Origin of the sequence: Simplicispira hankyongi (assembly GCF_003570885.1) — a bacterium.
In the GTDB taxonomy this organism is placed as follows: Bacteria; Pseudomonadota; Gammaproteobacteria; order Burkholderiales; family Burkholderiaceae_C; genus Simplicispira; species Simplicispira hankyongi.
In genome coordinates this window covers 1,104,242-1,119,323 of record NZ_QXJC01000001.1, presented here as the reverse complement: position 1 = coordinate 1,119,323, position 15,082 = coordinate 1,104,242, and the positions used below count along the sequence as shown (strand labels likewise).

Below are 15,082 nucleotides of genomic sequence, written 5' to 3'. Positions count from 1 at the left end.
AAGTGGAGAGCCTCTTGTCCCATCCCATGCGCCCTCTGCGAATACTCTGCTTGCTGCTGGTGCTGTGCCAGGGCTTGCTGTGGGCGCGGGGGGCATCGGCCCAGCAGGCCGCGGCCGCCACTGCCACCCGGCCTGTGATGACGCTGCGTGTGGTGGGCGGGTTGGCTGGCACCAGTCAGTACACCAAACTCGAAGAACCCTTCTGGTCGCGCGAGCTTGAGCGCTTGAGCGCGGGCAAGTACCGCGCCAACATCGTGCCGTTTGACCGCGCTGGCCTTCCGGGCGCCGACATGCTGCGGTTCTTGCAGCTGGGCGTGGTGCCGTTTGGCACCGTGCTCATGAGCTCTCTCGTTGGCACGTTTCCGCAGTACGCGGCCCCTGATCTGGTGGGTTTGAATCCGGACATGCCAACGCTGCGGACCCATCTTGCCGCGTTTCGGCCGTATCTGGAGCGCGCGCTGCGCGAAGAGCAGGGGATAGAAGCCCTTGCCATCTACGTCTATCCGGCGCAAATGCTGTTTTGCAAGAAACCGATTGCCAGTCTGAGCGACTTGAAAGGCTGGCGCGTGCGGGTATCGTCGGTAGGACAGGCAGATTTTGTCGAAGCCCTGGGGGCCGAGCCGGTGCACACGGCCTTTGCGCAGCTTGTGCCGCGTTTTGAAGCCGGGGCGCTCGATTGTGCGATCACCGGCACCCTGTCGGGCAATACCATCGGACTACCGGAATTGACAACCCATTTGTATGCCTTGCCGCTGAATTGGGGCATGGCTATTTTTGGCGCCAACCAGGCAGCCTGGCAGGCCTTGCCGATGGATTTGCAGGACTTGCTGCGCAGGGAATTGCCGAAACTTGAAGCGGCGGTCTGGGCCGAATCCGAGCGTGATACCGCCCAGGGGCTGGTCTGCAACAGTGGCAAACCCGGTTGTGTGGTCGGCCGGCCGGGCAAGATGCGCATCGTGCCCGCAAGCGCGGCCGATACCGTGCGCAGCCGGGAAATCTTCACCAGTGCCGTGTTGCCCCGTTGGCTGCAACGCTGTGGCCCGCAGTGCGCGCAGGTCTGGTCCCAAACCATTGGTCGGGTATCCGGTCTGGCGGCGCACTCGCCATGAAGCCGGCGCTGCCCGCACGTGCGCAGTCGGCCGTCTGGGCGGTGGTGGTTTTTTTTGCCAGCGCGATCTTGTTGGTCGCGGCGGCGCAGATTCTCTCCACCCGCAACACGGCGCTTGAAGTAGCCGATCACGAGCTGGTCCGCTACGTCTCTGGTGCCCAGGCGGCACTCAATCGGGCATTTTTGGGCGTCGACATCTTGCTCGCCAGTGTGGGTGAGGTGCTTGGCTTGGACGACGCTACCACCAATGGCGTGCCCCCCGAGGCCGCCAGCGCCATGCTGGCGCGCACCACGCGGCCCAATCTGAGCGTGCGGCTGTTGGCCGTGCTCGATGCCAAGGGGCAGGTGCTGGCCTCCTCCGATCCACGTGGGGCAAGGGTGCAGTTGCAACTGCCCGAGGGTTTTGTGCAACAGGCGCTGGCGCCGGCCGTGGCTGTGGTGGTGCTCAGCGGCCCGGTCCGCAGTTTCGCCAGTTCGGAGGACGTCATATTCCTGGCACGCCATCTGCATACGCGCAGCGGCGAGCGGTTAGTGGCCGTCGCCGAAGTGCCCGTTGCCATGCTGGCCTCGGTGCTGGCGCAGGACGCGCAGATTCCGGGTCTGGAGGTCGTTCTTGAAATGGGAGACGGCAGGCGTATGTTCACCCTGCCCGCCAGCGGTGCTGCTGCGCCTGCGCTGGCGCCATTGCGGCAAGTGCCCGCCGCGCCGCCGACCTGGGACATGCCGACACGGCTGACCGGTGCCCCGGGCCGGGTGGTGGCGCGCTCGCTGATCTACGACGACCTGTGGATATCCGCCAGCCTGTCCGAGCGTGCTGCGTTGGAATCCTGGCGTGATGACGCCCAGGCCGTGGCGGTCGTCAGTGCCGTATTTGCGCTGATGTGCCTGGCTGCCGCCTATATGTTTACCGCGCACCTGCACCGCATTGGCCAGGCACGCCACGCGCTTGCAGAGTCGAAAGTGCAGCTCGACCAGGCACTCGAAGCCATGACCAGCGGCTTCGTGTTGCTCGACAGCGAGCACCGGGTGGTGCATTGGAATCAGCGCTTCGACGAAATATTTCCCTGGATTGCCGGTGTCATGGCGCCGCAACTGCCGTTCCGCAAGGTGCTTGAGGCGACCGTATCGCACCACCTGCCGCAGGCGAGCGAAGCCGAACGCAGCGCCTGGATAGACAAACGCCTGGCGGCACAAAAGAACTCGGTTGGGCCGCATGAGCAGGTCTTGCCCAATGGCAGGACGCTCCAAATCATGGAGCACCGCACGCCCGACGGCGGCATGGTGATCACCTACAGCGACGTGACCGACGTGCTGCGTGCGCAGGCCGAAATCGAGACGCTTGCGTTCTACGATCCACTGACCGGGCTTCCCAACCGCCGCCTGCTGCTGGACCGTTTGGGCCAGGCGACCGAGCGTGCGCAGCGCTCCAGTCAACTCGGTGCGCTGCTGTTTCTGGACCTGGACCAGTTCAAGACCATTAACGATACGCTGGGGCATGACATGGGTGATGCCTTGCTGCAGCAGGTGGCGCGTCGGCTGCGCGATGGCGTGCGGGGCGCAGATACCGTCGCGCGCCTGGGCGGAGACGAATTCGTGATCATGCTCAATGACCTCTCTGGTGCTGCGGTGGAGGCCGCTGCCCAGGCCCAGCGTGTGTCTGAAAAGCTGTTGTGCAGTCTTGAGCAGCCTTATGCGTTGGGGGAGCATGCACACCAGATCACTGCCAGCCTGGGCGCCACGCTGTTTGGTCAGGTGCCCCAGGCGGCAGCCGAACTTCTGCGCCAGGCGGATATCGCGATGTACCAGGTCAAGGCACGCCATGGCAATGGGCTGTGCTTTTTCGACCCGCAAATGCAAACGGCGATCAGCAACCGGGCGCAATTGGAAACCGACCTGAAATCGGCGCTGCGCAATGCCGAGTTCCTGCTTTATTACCAGCCTCAGTTTGCGTACGATGGCAGCATGGTGGGCGCCGAGGCACTGCTGCGCTGGCAACACCCAGAGCGTGGACTGGTGCCGCCCGCCGCCTTTATTGCGGCTGCTGAAGAAAGCGATCTCATCGTGTTGATCGGCAACTGGGTGCTGCGCACGGCCTGTGTGCAGTTGGCCCAGTGGCAGCAAGACCCACGCTGCGAAAAGCTGCAACTGTCGGTCAATGTGAGCGCCCGCCAGTTCCGCCATGCAGGGTTTGTCGATCAGGTGCTCAGCGAGGTGGCTCGCCTGGGTGCCCGCGCCCATCTGCTGACACTGGAACTCACGGAATCGCTGGTGCTGGACAACGTGGAGGAAACCGTTGCCCGCATGCTCCAACTGCGTACCCGTGGCATCCGGTTCTCGGTGGATGACTTTGGTACGGGCTATTCATCGCTCGCCTACCTCACGCGTCTGCCGCTGCACCAGCTCAAAATCGACCAGTCGTTTGTGCGCAACCTGGGAACGCGTCCGACCGACGAAGTGATCGTGCAAACCATCATCGGCATGGCCCACAACCTGGAGCTTGAGGTGATTGCGGAGGGGGTTGAGACCGAAGAGCAACGCGCCTTGCTGCGCCACTATGGCTGCAGCTTTTACCAGGGCTATTTGCTGGGCCAGCCCATGCCGATCACTGATTTGCTGGCCTTGCTGCCGCCGCCTTAAGGCAATGCTGAGCAAGTCCCTCACGCGCCCCGCATCCGTGCCTCGGGCGGTCTGCGGCGTTGCAAATCCTCGCCATAGCTGCGGCTATGGCTGCGGTTTGCGCCTGGCATCCCATCCCGATGCACGGCGCGCGTCATCGCGGTGACTTATTCAGCATCGCCTTAAGCAAAATTCAGCAGTGCTCAGCGGCGCGAAGACACCAGGATGCCGCCCACAATCAGCGCAAAGGCTGCGGCATGGTAGGCATGGGGCGCCTGGCCGAGAAATGCGGCCGAGAGCAGTGCGGCAAATAGCGGTGTGAGGTTGGAAAAAAAACCCGCTACCGCCGGTCCGGCGCGTTGCACCCCGATGCCCCAGCAGCGGTAGGCCACCACAGCGGGGCCCACCGCGATAAAGACCAGCGCCGCCGCCAGCGGCCAGCCCCAATCGATGGCGGTGCGGCCGCTGGCCCACTCGCTGCCGGCCAGCAGGCCGGACCAGCCCAGCCCGAAGACCAACTGCGCCATCAGGAACGCCGCCCAGTCGCCACGCAATCGGGTGGGTTCGCTGGTTTTCACCAGCAGCCAGCTGTAGAACGCCCAGGCAATGGTTGCCAGCAGCATGTACAAGTCGCCCGGTACCAGCCGCAGCGCGAGCAACTCACTCCACTGCCCTCGACTGAGCACCGTGAGGACGCCCGCCATCGAGAACGCAGCACCCAGCAACTGCTGTGATGTAACGCGCGCGCCAAAAAACAGCGCCCCTACGGCAAGCATCCACACCGGCATGCTGGAGCCCACCAAGGTGACGTTGATCGGCATGGAGGTCTGCAGCGCCTGGTATTGCAACGCGTTGTAGAGCCCGATGCCCAGCAGGCCCAGCAAGGCGTAGCGCCGCCAGTGCGGCCAAAGGCCGCTGCCACGCCGCAGCACACCGTGTGCCAGCGGCAGCAGGATGATGAAGGCCAGCAGCCAGCGCAGAAAGTTAAGGGTCAGAGGCGGCACCATGTCGTGCACCACGCGGCCCACAACGGCGTTGCCTGCCCACAGCAGCGGCGCAAGGCCCAGGAGTATGGCGGTGCGGGCGCTGAGTTTTTCTTGCATGCCGACACTGTAGCGGCCGCCTGCAGTGCGCGTGCAAACATGGCACGATCAAGGGTTTTGAGCACCCTTCAGGAGATACCATGAGCCTTGCCATACAGATTCGCCAGAACGGCGGTCCGGAAGAAATGCAGTTGGTCGACATTCAGGTGGGCGACCCTGGGCCGGGCGAAGTGCGCATCAGCCACCGCGCCATCGGCCTGAACTTCATCGACGTCTACCAGCGCACCGGTCTGTACCCCAGCGCCATGCCACTCACGCTGGGCATGGAAGCCTCAGGTGTTGTTGAGGCCGTGGGGGAGGGCGTGGCGCACCTGCGCGTGGGCGACCGCGTCGCCTATGCCAGCAACCCGCCGGGCAGCTACAGCACCGAGCGCGTGATGCCGGCGCGCTGCGTCTGTCGCCTGCCCGATGCGATCAGCTTCGAGACCGGTGCCGCGATGATGCTCAAGGGCATGACGGCGCAGTACCTGCTCAAGAAGACGTTGCCGGTCGAAGGCCTGCACCGTGGCGACGCTGTGCTGTTCCACGCCGCTGCGGGGGGGGTTGGCCTGATTGCCTGCCAGTGGGCCCGTGCGCTCGGTCTGGAGCTGATTGCCACGGCCGGGTCCGACGCCAAGTGCCAGCTGGCGCTTGCCAATGGTGCGGCGCACGCCATCAACTACCGCACCGAGGACTTCGCCGCGCGCGTGAAAGAGATCACCGGTGGCAAGGGCGTCAAGGTGGTGTACGACTCGGTGGGCAAAGACACCTGGGAAAAGTCGCTCGACTGCCTGCGCCCCTTTGGCCTGATGGCAAGCTTCGGCAATGCCTCCGGCCCGGTGCCGCCGTTCGCGCCCGCGTCGCTGGGCGCGCGTGGCGGCCTGTATGTCACGCGCCAGACCCTGTTCGTGCACATGGCCACGCGCGAGGCCACGCAGGCCATGGCCGACGATCTGTTTGCCGTGGTGGAAAGCGGTCAGGTCAAGATCCACATCGACCAGCGCTACCCGCTGCGTGAAGTGCAACAGGCGCACCGCGATCTGGAAGCGCGCAAGACCACAGGTTGCACCATTCTGACGCTCGACTGAGCTGGCGCGGGCACAGGCGCCCGCACGGGTCACCAGGGATAGGGCGCCAGGCCGCGCCGCAGCCGCGCGCGCTCGCAGGCCTCGGAGCCGGCGGCAAATTCCCGGCAGGGCGACGGCCGCCATTCGTAAATGCCGCAGGCGGCGTGCTTTCCCACCACGCCTGTCAGCGCAGCACAGCGGGGCAGCGCGTGGTCGGTGCCACGCATGCGGCTGATGGTGCTGGTGACCTCCACCGTCAGCCCCTCGGGCACGCAGCCGCCCTGGTCGCTGCGCTCCTGCACGGCGAAGTCCACCCGAAAGCCAGCGCAGCAGGCACCGCAGCTCAGGCAAGGGTGCAAAGAATTGGGGTCAGATTCCAATTAATTTCCGGACGGGGCGATTTGGGCGTCGGCACACAGCCTGCGGCTGCTTCACATCCGCTGCGCGGATAGGAGCCTGCGCCGAAACAGGCTGCTGGCGCTGGCGCGCCATCGGCTTGCATTTCATGCAATCCGACCGAGCAGAAGGTACTCCATGAGTGCCTTCTGCACGTGCATCCTGTTTTCTGCCTCGTCCCAGACGACGGATTGGGGGCCGTCTATGACTTCGGCGGTGACTTCCTCGCCGCGGTGGGCGGGCAGGCAGTGCATGAACAGGGCGTCGGGGCGGGCGGCGGCCATCATGTCTTCGTCCACGCACCAGTCGGCAAAGGCTTTTCTGCGGGTTTCGTTCTCGGCCTCGTAGCCCATGCTGGTCCAGACATCGGTGGTGACCAAGTCGACGCCCCGGCAAGCATCCAATGGGTTGCTAAAAAATTGATAGCTGTCAGCGCTTGCTCCACCTGCGCCAACGGCCAATTTCTCATCGACTTCATAGCCACGTGGAGTGCTGACATGGACTTTGAAGCCCAGCAGCTCGGCGGCCTGCAGCCAGGTGTTGGCCATGTTGTTGCCGTCGCCTACCCAGGCCACCGTCTTGCCGGCCAGGCAAGCCAGGTCGGGCTTGCCTTCCGAATTCGTGCCGCGGTGCTCAAGAAAGGTGAAGATGTCGGCCAGGATCTGGCAGGGGTGAAACTCGTTGGTCAGGCCGTTGATGACGGGTACACGCGAATGTTCGGCAAAGCGCTCGATCTTGGTCTGCTCAAAGGTGCGGATCATCACCAGGTCGACCATGCGGCTGATGACCTTGGCACTGTCCTCAATGGGCTCGGCGCGGCCGAGCTGGCTGTCGCCGGTGGTCAGGTGCACGACGCTGCCACCCATCTGGTACATGCCGGCTTCGAAGCTCACACGGGTGCGCGTGCTGGCCTTTTCGAAAATCATGGCCAGCGTGCGGTCCACCAGCGGGTGGTGTTTTTCGTAGGACTTGAATTTCTTCTTGATCAGCGCGGCGCGCTCGAAGAGGTACGCGTACTCGTTGGCGTCCAGGTCGTTGAATTGGAGATAGTGTTTCATGGCATCAGGCGCAGTGCGCTTCATTCGGCCAGCAGGGCTTGCACCAGCGGGGCAAGCCGGGTGGCGATTTCGTCGGCTTCGTCGGGGGTGAGGATAAGCGCTGGCACGATGCGGATCACCTTCTCCGCCGTCACGCTGATCAGCAGCCCGGCCTCGGCGGCGCGCGCTACCAATGCGCCACAGGGCTTGGCCAGCTCGACGCCGATCATCAGGCCCTGGCCGCGAATCTCCTTCACACCCGGCAAGCTCCCCAGCTCGCGCTGCAGCGCAGCCATCAGGTGGGCACCCACACCGGCTGCGTTGGCCAACAGGCCGTCTTCTTCCATGATGCGAATGGTCTCGTTGCCCGCGCGCATGGCCAGCGGGTTGCCACCAAAGGTGGTGCCATGGTTGCCCGGTTGCAGCACGTCGGCCGCCTTCGGGCCGGTGACCACGGCGCCGATGGGCACGCCCGAGCCCAGGCCTTTGGCCAGCGGCATCACGTCGGGCACGATACCGGCCCATTGGTGGGCAAACCACTTGCCGGTGCGGCCCATGCCGCACTGCACTTCGTCGATCATCATCAGCCACTCGCGCTCATCGCACAACTGGCGCAACTGCTGCAGATATTCCACGCGCATGGGGTGTACGCCGCCTTCGCCCTGAATCGTCTCGAAGAACACGGCGACGACATTCGGGTTGCCTTCGGTAGCGGCCTTGATGGCGGCGATATCGTTGATTGGCACGCGGATGAAGCCCTCGACCAGTGGGCCGAAGCCGCTGTGGATCTTCGGGTTGCCGGTGGCCGACATGGTGGCAATCGAGCGGCCATGGAAGGCCTTCTCGTACACGACGATCTGCGGCTTGGCGATGCCTCGGTCTACCCCGTACTTGCGGGCAATCTTGAGCGCGGCCTCGTTGGCCTCCAGCCCTGAATTGCAGAAAAACACCTTGCTCATGCCCGAGAGCTGCACCAGCTTGGCGGCCAGCTGCTCCTGGCCAGGGATGTGGTAATAGTTGGAGGTGTGGATCAGCTTGCCGATCTGGTCGCACAGCGCCGGCACGAGTTGCGGATGGTTGTGGCCCAGCGTGTTGACGGCAATGCCGGCCAAGGCGTCGAGGTATTCCTTACCGTTCACGTCCCACACGCGGCAGCCCTGGCCGCGCTCCAGCGCGATCGGCACGCGGCCATAGGTGTTCATCACGTGGGGTGAGGCAGCCTCAATCAATGCAGTCATGCGGGGTTCTCCAGGGCAGGCATGGCGCCAGGGTGGCGCGCAAAATCGAGAGGCAATTCTAGGGCGGATGCGGCGCTGACCTGTTGACGATTGCGCATCACAGTAATGCCATGTTTTGGGCTGATGGCCAGCGCGTGCCTGAAAAAGGTAGGCCAGCTCTTATATAAGAGTTAGAATTCCTGCTGCGGCGCAGCAAGTATTTTGCTGCCGATTGAACCACTCTCCTGCCGATGGCCATACCGTCCTCCAAAGAAGTTTTCATCCAGGGCATCACGTCCGCTGGCAAGACTTTCCGTCCGAGCGATTGGGCCGAGCGCCTGGCTGGCGTGATGAGCAGTTTTCGGCCAGGTGGCGTACAGCCTGGAAGCCACTTGAGCTATTCGCCCTGGTGTATTCCCAAGGTCATCAATGGCATCAAATGCGTGGTGGTGAACGAGAAGCTGCGCGATTACGAGCCCATGGCCTGGGATTTCGTCATGCACTTCGCGCGCGACAACGAGTTGCAGGTGGCAGAGGCGTGTTTGCTGCCGGATATGCCGGTGGAGAAGAAGCGTTGAGCATCCCTTGAGAGGCAGAAGGCAGAGCTGCCACGGCTTGTGCCAGGCCTGCCCCCAAAGCAGCGGGGTGCCAGCAAAGGCGCGCTGCACCATTGAAATGTCGAGGACAGAGCTGCCACGGCTCTCGCCGCGTCAGGTCTGTCCCCAAAGCAGCAGGGTGCCAGCAAAGGCGCGCGTCGCGCGCTTGGGTTTCACCCAACAAAAAAGCCGTCTTGCGACGGCTTTTTTGCTTTGCTGGCAGCGCACCCGTGTCAAACGGCGGGCGGCTGGGCCACCCGGGCTGTTTGCCTGAAGTGGATCAGGCGGCGAGTGCCAAGGCTTTCACCTTGGTGGACAGGCGGCTCTTGTCGCGAGCGGCCTTGTTCTTGTGGAAGATGCCCTTGTCGGCAATGGTGTCGACCACAGCTTGCATCTTGCCGAAGAGTTCGGTGGCCTTGACCTTGTCGCCGGCGAGAACGGCTTTTTCAACGTTCTTGACCGCCGTGCGGTATTTGGAGCGCAGCGAGGTGTTGGCTGCGTTGAGTTTGGTGCCTTGACGGACGCGTTTGCGGCCCGACGCGAGGCGCGGGTTCTTTTTCTTGGGCTTGGTGGATGCCATGGTAAATATTCCTAGGGTCTGAGGATGTTGCCAGCGAAGCCCGCCATTATAGCCTGCGGGCGTTTTACCAGCTGTTTCCACGCTCCAGCCAGAGCCAGCGCATACACTTCGCAGCCTGTGTCTCTGCTCAAATCCGCCTCCACCGTTTCGTTGCTCACCCTGGCGTCCCGCGTCACGGGCTTGGTGCGTGACCTACTCATGGCGTCCATTTTCGGCGCCAATGCGCTGACCGACGCGTTCAATGTCGCCTTTCGCATCCCCAACCTGTTCCGGCGATTGTTTGCCGAAGGCGCTTTCAGCCAGGCGTTTGTGCCGGTGCTGGCGACGACGCGCGCGCAGCAGGGCGATGCGACCACCCGTGTGCTGATTGCCAGCGTCGCCACGGTGCTGTTCTGGGCGCTGTTGGTCACCTGCATGCTCGGTGTGTTCGGGGCGCCGCTGCTGGTGTGGGCGCTGGCCAGCGGCCTGCGCCAGAGCCCCGAGGGGTACGCCGCTGCGGTGGTCATGACGCGCTGGATGTTTCCCTACATCGGCTTCATGTCGCTGGTGGCGCTGTCGGCCGGCATTCTGAACACCTGGAAGCACTTTGCCGTGCCGGCCGTCTCGCCGGTGCTGCTCAATATCGCCATGATCGGCGCCGCCTGGTTCGGCGCACCATTGTTTCGCCGCTGGGGCATCGAGCCCATCTATGCGATGGCCGGTGGTGTGGTGCTGGGCGGGGCGTTGCAGTTGGGCGTGCAAATACCGGCGTTGCTGCGGCTCGATCTGCTGCCGCGCATTGGCATGCACTGGGCGCAGCTGCGCGACGCGGCGCGCGACCCCGGCGTGCGCCGGGTGCTGCAATTGATGGCCCCCATTCTCCTGGGTGTTGGCGTGGCACAGCTTTCGCTGCTCATCAATACGCAGATTGCCTCGTACCTGGCGCCGGGCAGCGTCACCTGGCTGTTCTATGCCGACCGCTTGATGGAGTTTCCCACCGCGCTGCTGGGCGTGGCGCTGGGCGTGGTGCTGACGCCGCAGCTCACCGCCGCGCGCGCTGCGGGCGATACGGCGCGCTATTCGTCCATGCTCGACTGGGGCCTGCGCATCGTCGTGCTGCTGGCCGTGCCCAGCGCCGTGGCACTGCTCACCTTTGCCACCCCGCTGGTCGCCACCTTGTTCCACCACGGCGCACTGAAAGCCGACGACGTGGTGCAGATTGCCGTGGCGCTCTCAGGCTACGGCGCCGGCCTGCTGGGGCTGGTGGCGATCAAGGTGCTGGCGCCCGGCTACTACGCCAGCCAGGACGTGCGCACACCGGTGAAGATCGGCATTGCCGTGTTGGTCATTACCCAGTTGCTCAATGTGGTGCTGGTGCCGCGCATGGCGCACGCGGGCCTGGCGCTGTCGATTGGTCTGGGTGCACTGGTCAATGCGGGGTGGCTGCTGCTGGGTCTGCTGCGGCGCGGCAGCTTTCGGCCGGAACCTGGCTGGCGGCTTCTGGGTGCGCAGGTGCTTGCGGCCAGCCTGCTGCTTGGGGCGCTGCTGTCGTGGTTCAGCACGCACTTTTCCTGGATTGCCATGGGCGATGCGCACGGCGTACGCGCGGCGCTGCTCGCTGCCTGTATGGCGGCGGCAGCGCTGCTGTACTTCGGCGTGCTGTGGCTCGCCGGGCTGCGGGTGGGCGCGCTTGTGCGGCACTGACCTGCGTGCAGCGTTGGCGGCCAACCGCTAGGATGTCGGCATGCCCCTGAGCCTTGAACTTCCCACCCCGTTGGAATACTTCGCCTCGCTGGTGCAAAGCGATGCGCAGTTTCCCCTGTTGGAGACAGCCGCCAGCCTTGCCATGGACGCGTACCCCGGGCTGGATGTCCAGGCCCTGCTGGACGAAGTCGATCAACTGGCGGCGCGGCTGGCGCGCACCGTGGCGCGCGATGCACCGGCCCTGGAGCGCCTGCGTGCGCTGAACCAGTTGTTCTTTGTCGACCTGCGCTTTGCTGGCAACGTCAACGACTACTACGACGCCGAGAACAGCTACCTCAACAGCGTGCTGCGTACGCGCCGGGGCATTCCCATCAGCCTGGCCGTGCTCTGGCTGGAGTTGGCACAGAGCCTGGGCCTGCACGTGCGCGGCGTGGCCTTTCCCGGCCACTTCATGGTCAAGGCGCTGCTGCCACGCGGGCAGGTGCTGATCGACCCGTTCACCGGCGAATCGCTCTCGCGCGAGGAGCTGCTGGAGCGCCTGGCGCCGTTTCAGCCCGGCGGCCTGCCCGACGGCGCCGAACCCCCCCTGGGCCTGTACCTGCAGGCAGCCCAGCCGCGCGAGATCATCGCGCGCATGCTGCGCAACCTGAAGGAAGTGCACCGCGCGGGCAGCGACTGGCAGCGCCTGCTGGCGGTGCAGGAGCGGCTGGTGCTGCTGCTGCCCGCCGCCTGGGACGAGGTGCGCGACCGGGGCCTGGCGCATGCTGAGTGCGGCCATGCAGCCTTGGCGGTGGCAGACCTGGAAACCTATCTGCACCATGTGCGCGGCGACGACAACACTGAAATTCTGGCCGACCGGCTGCAGACGCTGCGCCGCGCCATACGGTAGCCCCATTCGCCACCTGCTCGCGCCGAGATGGCCGGCTGACCCCGTCCACCCACCCACCGCCACCATGGCTTTGTCTGGAGATTGATGGCCCGTCGCCCCAAGATGCCCTTGCTGGGAGCGTTCACGCGCGCCTACCAGCGCAACCTGCGCGCGATGGCGCGCGCCCTGCAAACGCTGCCTGCGGCAAAAACCAAGCGTCGCCCCAAGCGCGTGTCGGCGCTTGCCGGGCCGCTGGCGCTTCGAGCGCGCCAGCCAGCGCGCAAAACCGTCCGCGCGATCAGCACAAAACCAGCGCTGGGCCAGTGGCTGGCCGGCATCGCGCCCGGCCCGGCGGGCGCGCGGCGCTACCAGCTTTACGTGCCGCCGGGTGTCAGCCGTACCAGCCGCACGCGCCTTCCGCTGCTGGTGATGCTGCACGGCTGCGGGCAAACGGCCCACGGCTTTGCCGCCAGCACGCGCATGAACCAGCGCGCGGCGCGCGAGCGCTTTCTGGTGCTCTACCCCGAGCAGGAACGGATGGCGAACGTCCAGGGCTGCTGGAACTGGTTCGCACGCCGCAATGGCCGGGCGGACGCCGAGGCGGCGACGCTGCTTGCCGCTATCGACCAGGTGGCGCAGCGCTACCCGGTGCATCCGGCGCGCATTGGCGTTGCCGGGCTCTCGGCGGGCGCCAGCATGGCGGGGCAGATGGCACTGCTGGCGCCGCAGCGCTTTTGTGCGGTGGCGATGCATTCCGGTGCGCCGCCGGGCAGCGCAGAGTCCACCGCCACGGCGTTGGCGGCGATGCGGGGTGAGCGCGAGCCGCAGGGGTTGGCCGCTGCCGACGCCGGATCTGCCGCCATCGCGCCGCCGCCGCTGCTGCTTTTGCACGGTGATGCCGACGGCGTGGTGGCGCTGCAGAGCGCGCGCCGCACCGCCGCCTGGTGGGCACACGCACTGGGCGCGCAGCCAGGTCCCGTGCGCGTGCAGCAGCGCGGTGCCCGGCGCGCCATGCGCGTGACCGAGTGGCGTGCACGCGGCAAAGTGCAAGTGGTGCTGCGCGAGATCGAGGGCCTCGGCCATGCCTGGAGCGGCGGCACCGCGAGCGCCGCCTACAGCGACCCCAGCGGGCCGGATGCCACGGCGTTGATCTGGGCCTTCATGGCGCGCCAGTTCGTTGACAAATAGCAGATAAATTGGCCTTTACCGCAATACCCGTAAGCCTATCTAGCTATCAAAATTATAGAAATCTCTGGATCATGCGGCCGAGCTGGCCGGCGGATGTGCCGGCGACCCCGGTCGGCCGAACTGGCGCCAGGCGCGGCGCAATTGGGTGTCTGACGCAAACCCGGCGCCTTCGGCGGCTTGTGTGACGTTCTGGCCGGCGTGCAAAAGCGCCTCCGCCCGTGCCAGCCGGATGCGGCGCAGCCAGGCCAGCGGGGCAATCTCGGCGTGTTCAAGGAACAGGCGCGTGAGGTGGCGCGGCGAGGTGTGGGCGATGTCCGCCATCGCCGGCACGCTCCAGGTGGCCTGCGGCGCGGCGCACACCGCGTCCTGCACCCGGTGCACGCCGGCGTGCAAATGGTTGCGGTTGGCCATGAAGGGTGAAATCTGCGGGTCGTCCGGCCCGCGCCGCAGTGCCAGTACCAGCGTTTGCGCCACCTGCGCCGCGACGGCCGGGCCGCAGATCTGGGCGATGCGGTGCAGCACCAGGTCCATGCCCGTACTGACGCCAGCGCTGCTGTAGAGCGCGCCATCGGCCACGAACACCCGGTTGGCGACCACGTCGCAGCGCGGTTCGGTTCGGGCGAGTTCCTCCAGGTGCTGGTGGTGCGTGGTGGCGCGGCGCCCGGCGAGCAGCCCGGCGTGCGCCGCCAGCACGGCGCCGGCGCAGACGGTGAGCAGTTCGAGCTGGCCCTGGCGCAAGCGCAGGCCGCGCAGCCAGTGCAGCAACTGCTGCGCGTCGTCGCCAGAGACATCGAGGTCGCCGCCCGCCATCCCGACGACGATGACCCACGAGGGCGCCGGCAGTTCGCCCGGCAAGGGCACAAGCCCGGCGAGCTGCACACCGACCGAACTGGCCACCACTGGCGAGGGGGCGGCAAAGTGCAGCACGAAGCGCTCGGCTTGGCCGGCGGCCACCAATTGCGCATTGGCCGAGCGCAAGGCCTCGGCCGGCCCGGCCCAGTCCAGAGCCAGGCTGCCGGGCAGCAGGGCAAACCAGACGTGAACAGGCGCCGGGGCCGGGGGCTTCATGGCAGGGCGTGCGTACGGGCTTGGGAGAGGGCTTCGTCCACTGTGCAGATGCGTGCAAAGCGCCCGGTGAGCACGGTCGCCGTGCGCGCCTTGATGTCGCGGGCCGTGAGCGGCTGGCCATCGGGCTGAACCATGTCCCAGGTGAGCGTGGCGTCGGGCACGAAATCGACCTGCCAGCCCAGATCGCTGGCGTGGCGCGTGGTGGTCTCGCAGCACTGCTCGGTGCGAATGCCGCTGACGATCAGGCGGCCGATGCCGTTTTGCGTCAGCCACACGTCCAGGCCCGTGCCCACCAGCGCGCTGTGGCGCGACTTGGTGAAGCTGGCGGCGGCGGTGAAGTCGGCCAGCCCATCGAGCGGGCGCACCAGGCCGGAGGCTTGCGCGAACGGGTTGTCGGCGCTCGGCGGGCCGTCGCTGTGCAGCACGCGCACGATGGGCAGGCCCAGCGCGCCAGCGCCCGCAATCAGTGCGTTCTGTGCCTGCAGGTAGGCCGGCATATCGGCGTCCGTGAAATAGGGACGGTGGCGAAACGACTCTTGCACGTCGATCACAATGAGACAGGTTTTCATGACAATG

14 protein-coding genes are annotated in these 15,082 nt (G+C 65.7%); 7 read left to right on the top strand and 7 right to left on the bottom strand.

Annotated features, from left to right (window positions below; genetic code table 11):
* The first annotated feature begins 26 nt into the window (after positions 1–26).
* Together D3F03_RS05105 and D3F03_RS05100 are read left to right on the top strand one after the other, a co-directional pair.
* Positions 27–1,109: a TRAP transporter substrate-binding protein gene (locus D3F03_RS05105; protein WP_119108586.1), complete on the top strand. Its 1,083-nt coding sequence runs from the start codon at positions 27–29 to the stop codon at positions 1,107–1,109.
* Positions 1,106–3,745 carry a bifunctional diguanylate cyclase/phosphodiesterase gene (locus tag D3F03_RS05100; RefSeq protein WP_119108212.1) on the top strand — a complete coding sequence of 880 codons (2,640 nt, stop codon included), beginning with the start codon at positions 1,106–1,108 and terminating at the stop codon, positions 3,743–3,745. The genes D3F03_RS05105 and D3F03_RS05100 overlap by 4 nt, the downstream gene beginning before the upstream one ends.
* 182 nt (positions 3,746–3,927) lie before the next feature.
* On the opposite strand, the gene D3F03_RS05095 is transcribed toward D3F03_RS05100, so the two are convergent.
* On the bottom strand, positions 3,928–4,827 hold the full coding sequence (locus tag D3F03_RS05095) for a DMT family transporter (protein ID WP_119108211.1): 900 nt from the start codon (positions 4,825–4,827) through the stop codon (positions 3,928–3,930).
* An 80-nt stretch (positions 4,828–4,907) separates the two neighbouring features.
* Here D3F03_RS05095 and D3F03_RS05090 point away from each other — a divergent pair, with 80 nt between their 5' ends.
* Entirely contained in the window at positions 4,908–5,894 is a 987-nt protein-coding gene (locus D3F03_RS05090) for a quinone oxidoreductase family protein (protein ID WP_119108210.1), read from the top strand.
* 29 nt (positions 5,895–5,923) lie between these two features.
* Here the strand turns inward: D3F03_RS05090 and D3F03_RS05085 are convergent, their stop codons facing one another.
* The 3 genes from D3F03_RS05085 to D3F03_RS05075 form a co-directional block, all read right to left on the bottom strand.
* A complete protein-coding gene (locus D3F03_RS05085) occupies positions 5,924–6,253 on the bottom strand; it encodes a YkgJ family cysteine cluster protein (protein ID WP_119108209.1) in 330 nt (109 codons plus the stop codon).
* A gap of 123 nt (positions 6,254–6,376) precedes the next feature.
* The gene (gene argF, locus D3F03_RS05080; RefSeq protein WP_199665407.1) at positions 6,377–7,327 is read right to left on the bottom strand and encodes an ornithine carbamoyltransferase; all 951 of its coding nucleotides are present in this window, start codon (positions 7,325–7,327) and stop codon (positions 6,377–6,379) included.
* Positions 7,328–7,347: 20 nt separating this feature from the next.
* Positions 7,348–8,544, bottom strand: coding sequence for an aspartate aminotransferase family protein (locus tag D3F03_RS05075; RefSeq protein WP_119108207.1), 1,197 nt, complete (start codon positions 8,542–8,544; stop codon positions 7,348–7,350).
* 230 nt (positions 8,545–8,774) lie between these two features.
* On the opposite strand from D3F03_RS05075, the gene D3F03_RS05070 reads away from it, so the two are divergent.
* Positions 8,775–9,101 carry a DUF3579 domain-containing protein gene (locus D3F03_RS05070; protein ID WP_119108206.1) on the top strand — a complete coding sequence of 109 codons (327 nt, stop codon included), beginning with the start codon at positions 8,775–8,777 and terminating at the stop codon, positions 9,099–9,101.
* A gap of 298 nt (positions 9,102–9,399) precedes the next feature.
* Here D3F03_RS05070 and rpsT read toward each other — a convergent pair whose 3' ends face one another.
* Positions 9,400–9,699, bottom strand: a complete 300-nt coding sequence (gene rpsT, locus D3F03_RS05065; protein ID WP_119108205.1) for a 30S ribosomal protein S20 — start codon at positions 9,697–9,699, stop codon at positions 9,400–9,402.
* A gap of 117 nt (positions 9,700–9,816) precedes the next feature.
* On the opposite strand from rpsT, the gene murJ reads away from it, so the two are divergent.
* From murJ to D3F03_RS05050, 3 genes are all read left to right on the top strand, one after another.
* Entirely contained in the window at positions 9,817–11,382 is a 1,566-nt protein-coding gene (gene murJ, locus D3F03_RS05060) for a murein biosynthesis integral membrane protein MurJ (RefSeq protein ID WP_119108204.1), read from the top strand.
* Between the two features lie 40 nt (positions 11,383–11,422).
* Complete coding sequence (locus D3F03_RS05055) at positions 11,423–12,271, top strand: SirB1 family protein (RefSeq protein ID WP_119108203.1); 849 nt, start codon at positions 11,423–11,425, stop codon at positions 12,269–12,271.
* Between the two features lie 84 nt (positions 12,272–12,355).
* Positions 12,356–13,438, top strand: a complete 1,083-nt coding sequence (locus D3F03_RS05050) for an extracellular catalytic domain type 1 short-chain-length polyhydroxyalkanoate depolymerase (protein ID WP_119108202.1) — start codon at positions 12,356–12,358, stop codon at positions 13,436–13,438.
* A gap of 69 nt (positions 13,439–13,507) precedes the next feature.
* Here the strand turns inward: D3F03_RS05050 and D3F03_RS05045 are convergent, their stop codons facing one another.
* Entirely contained in the window at positions 13,508–14,506 is a 999-nt protein-coding gene (locus tag D3F03_RS05045; protein WP_119108201.1) for a GlxA family transcriptional regulator, read from the bottom strand.
* The gene (locus D3F03_RS05040; protein ID WP_119108200.1) at positions 14,503–15,075 is read right to left on the bottom strand and encodes a cysteine hydrolase family protein; all 573 of its coding nucleotides are present in this window, start codon (positions 15,073–15,075) and stop codon (positions 14,503–14,505) included. The genes D3F03_RS05045 and D3F03_RS05040 overlap by 4 nt, the downstream gene beginning before the upstream one ends.
* Between the last annotated feature and the right edge of the window lie 7 nt (positions 15,076–15,082).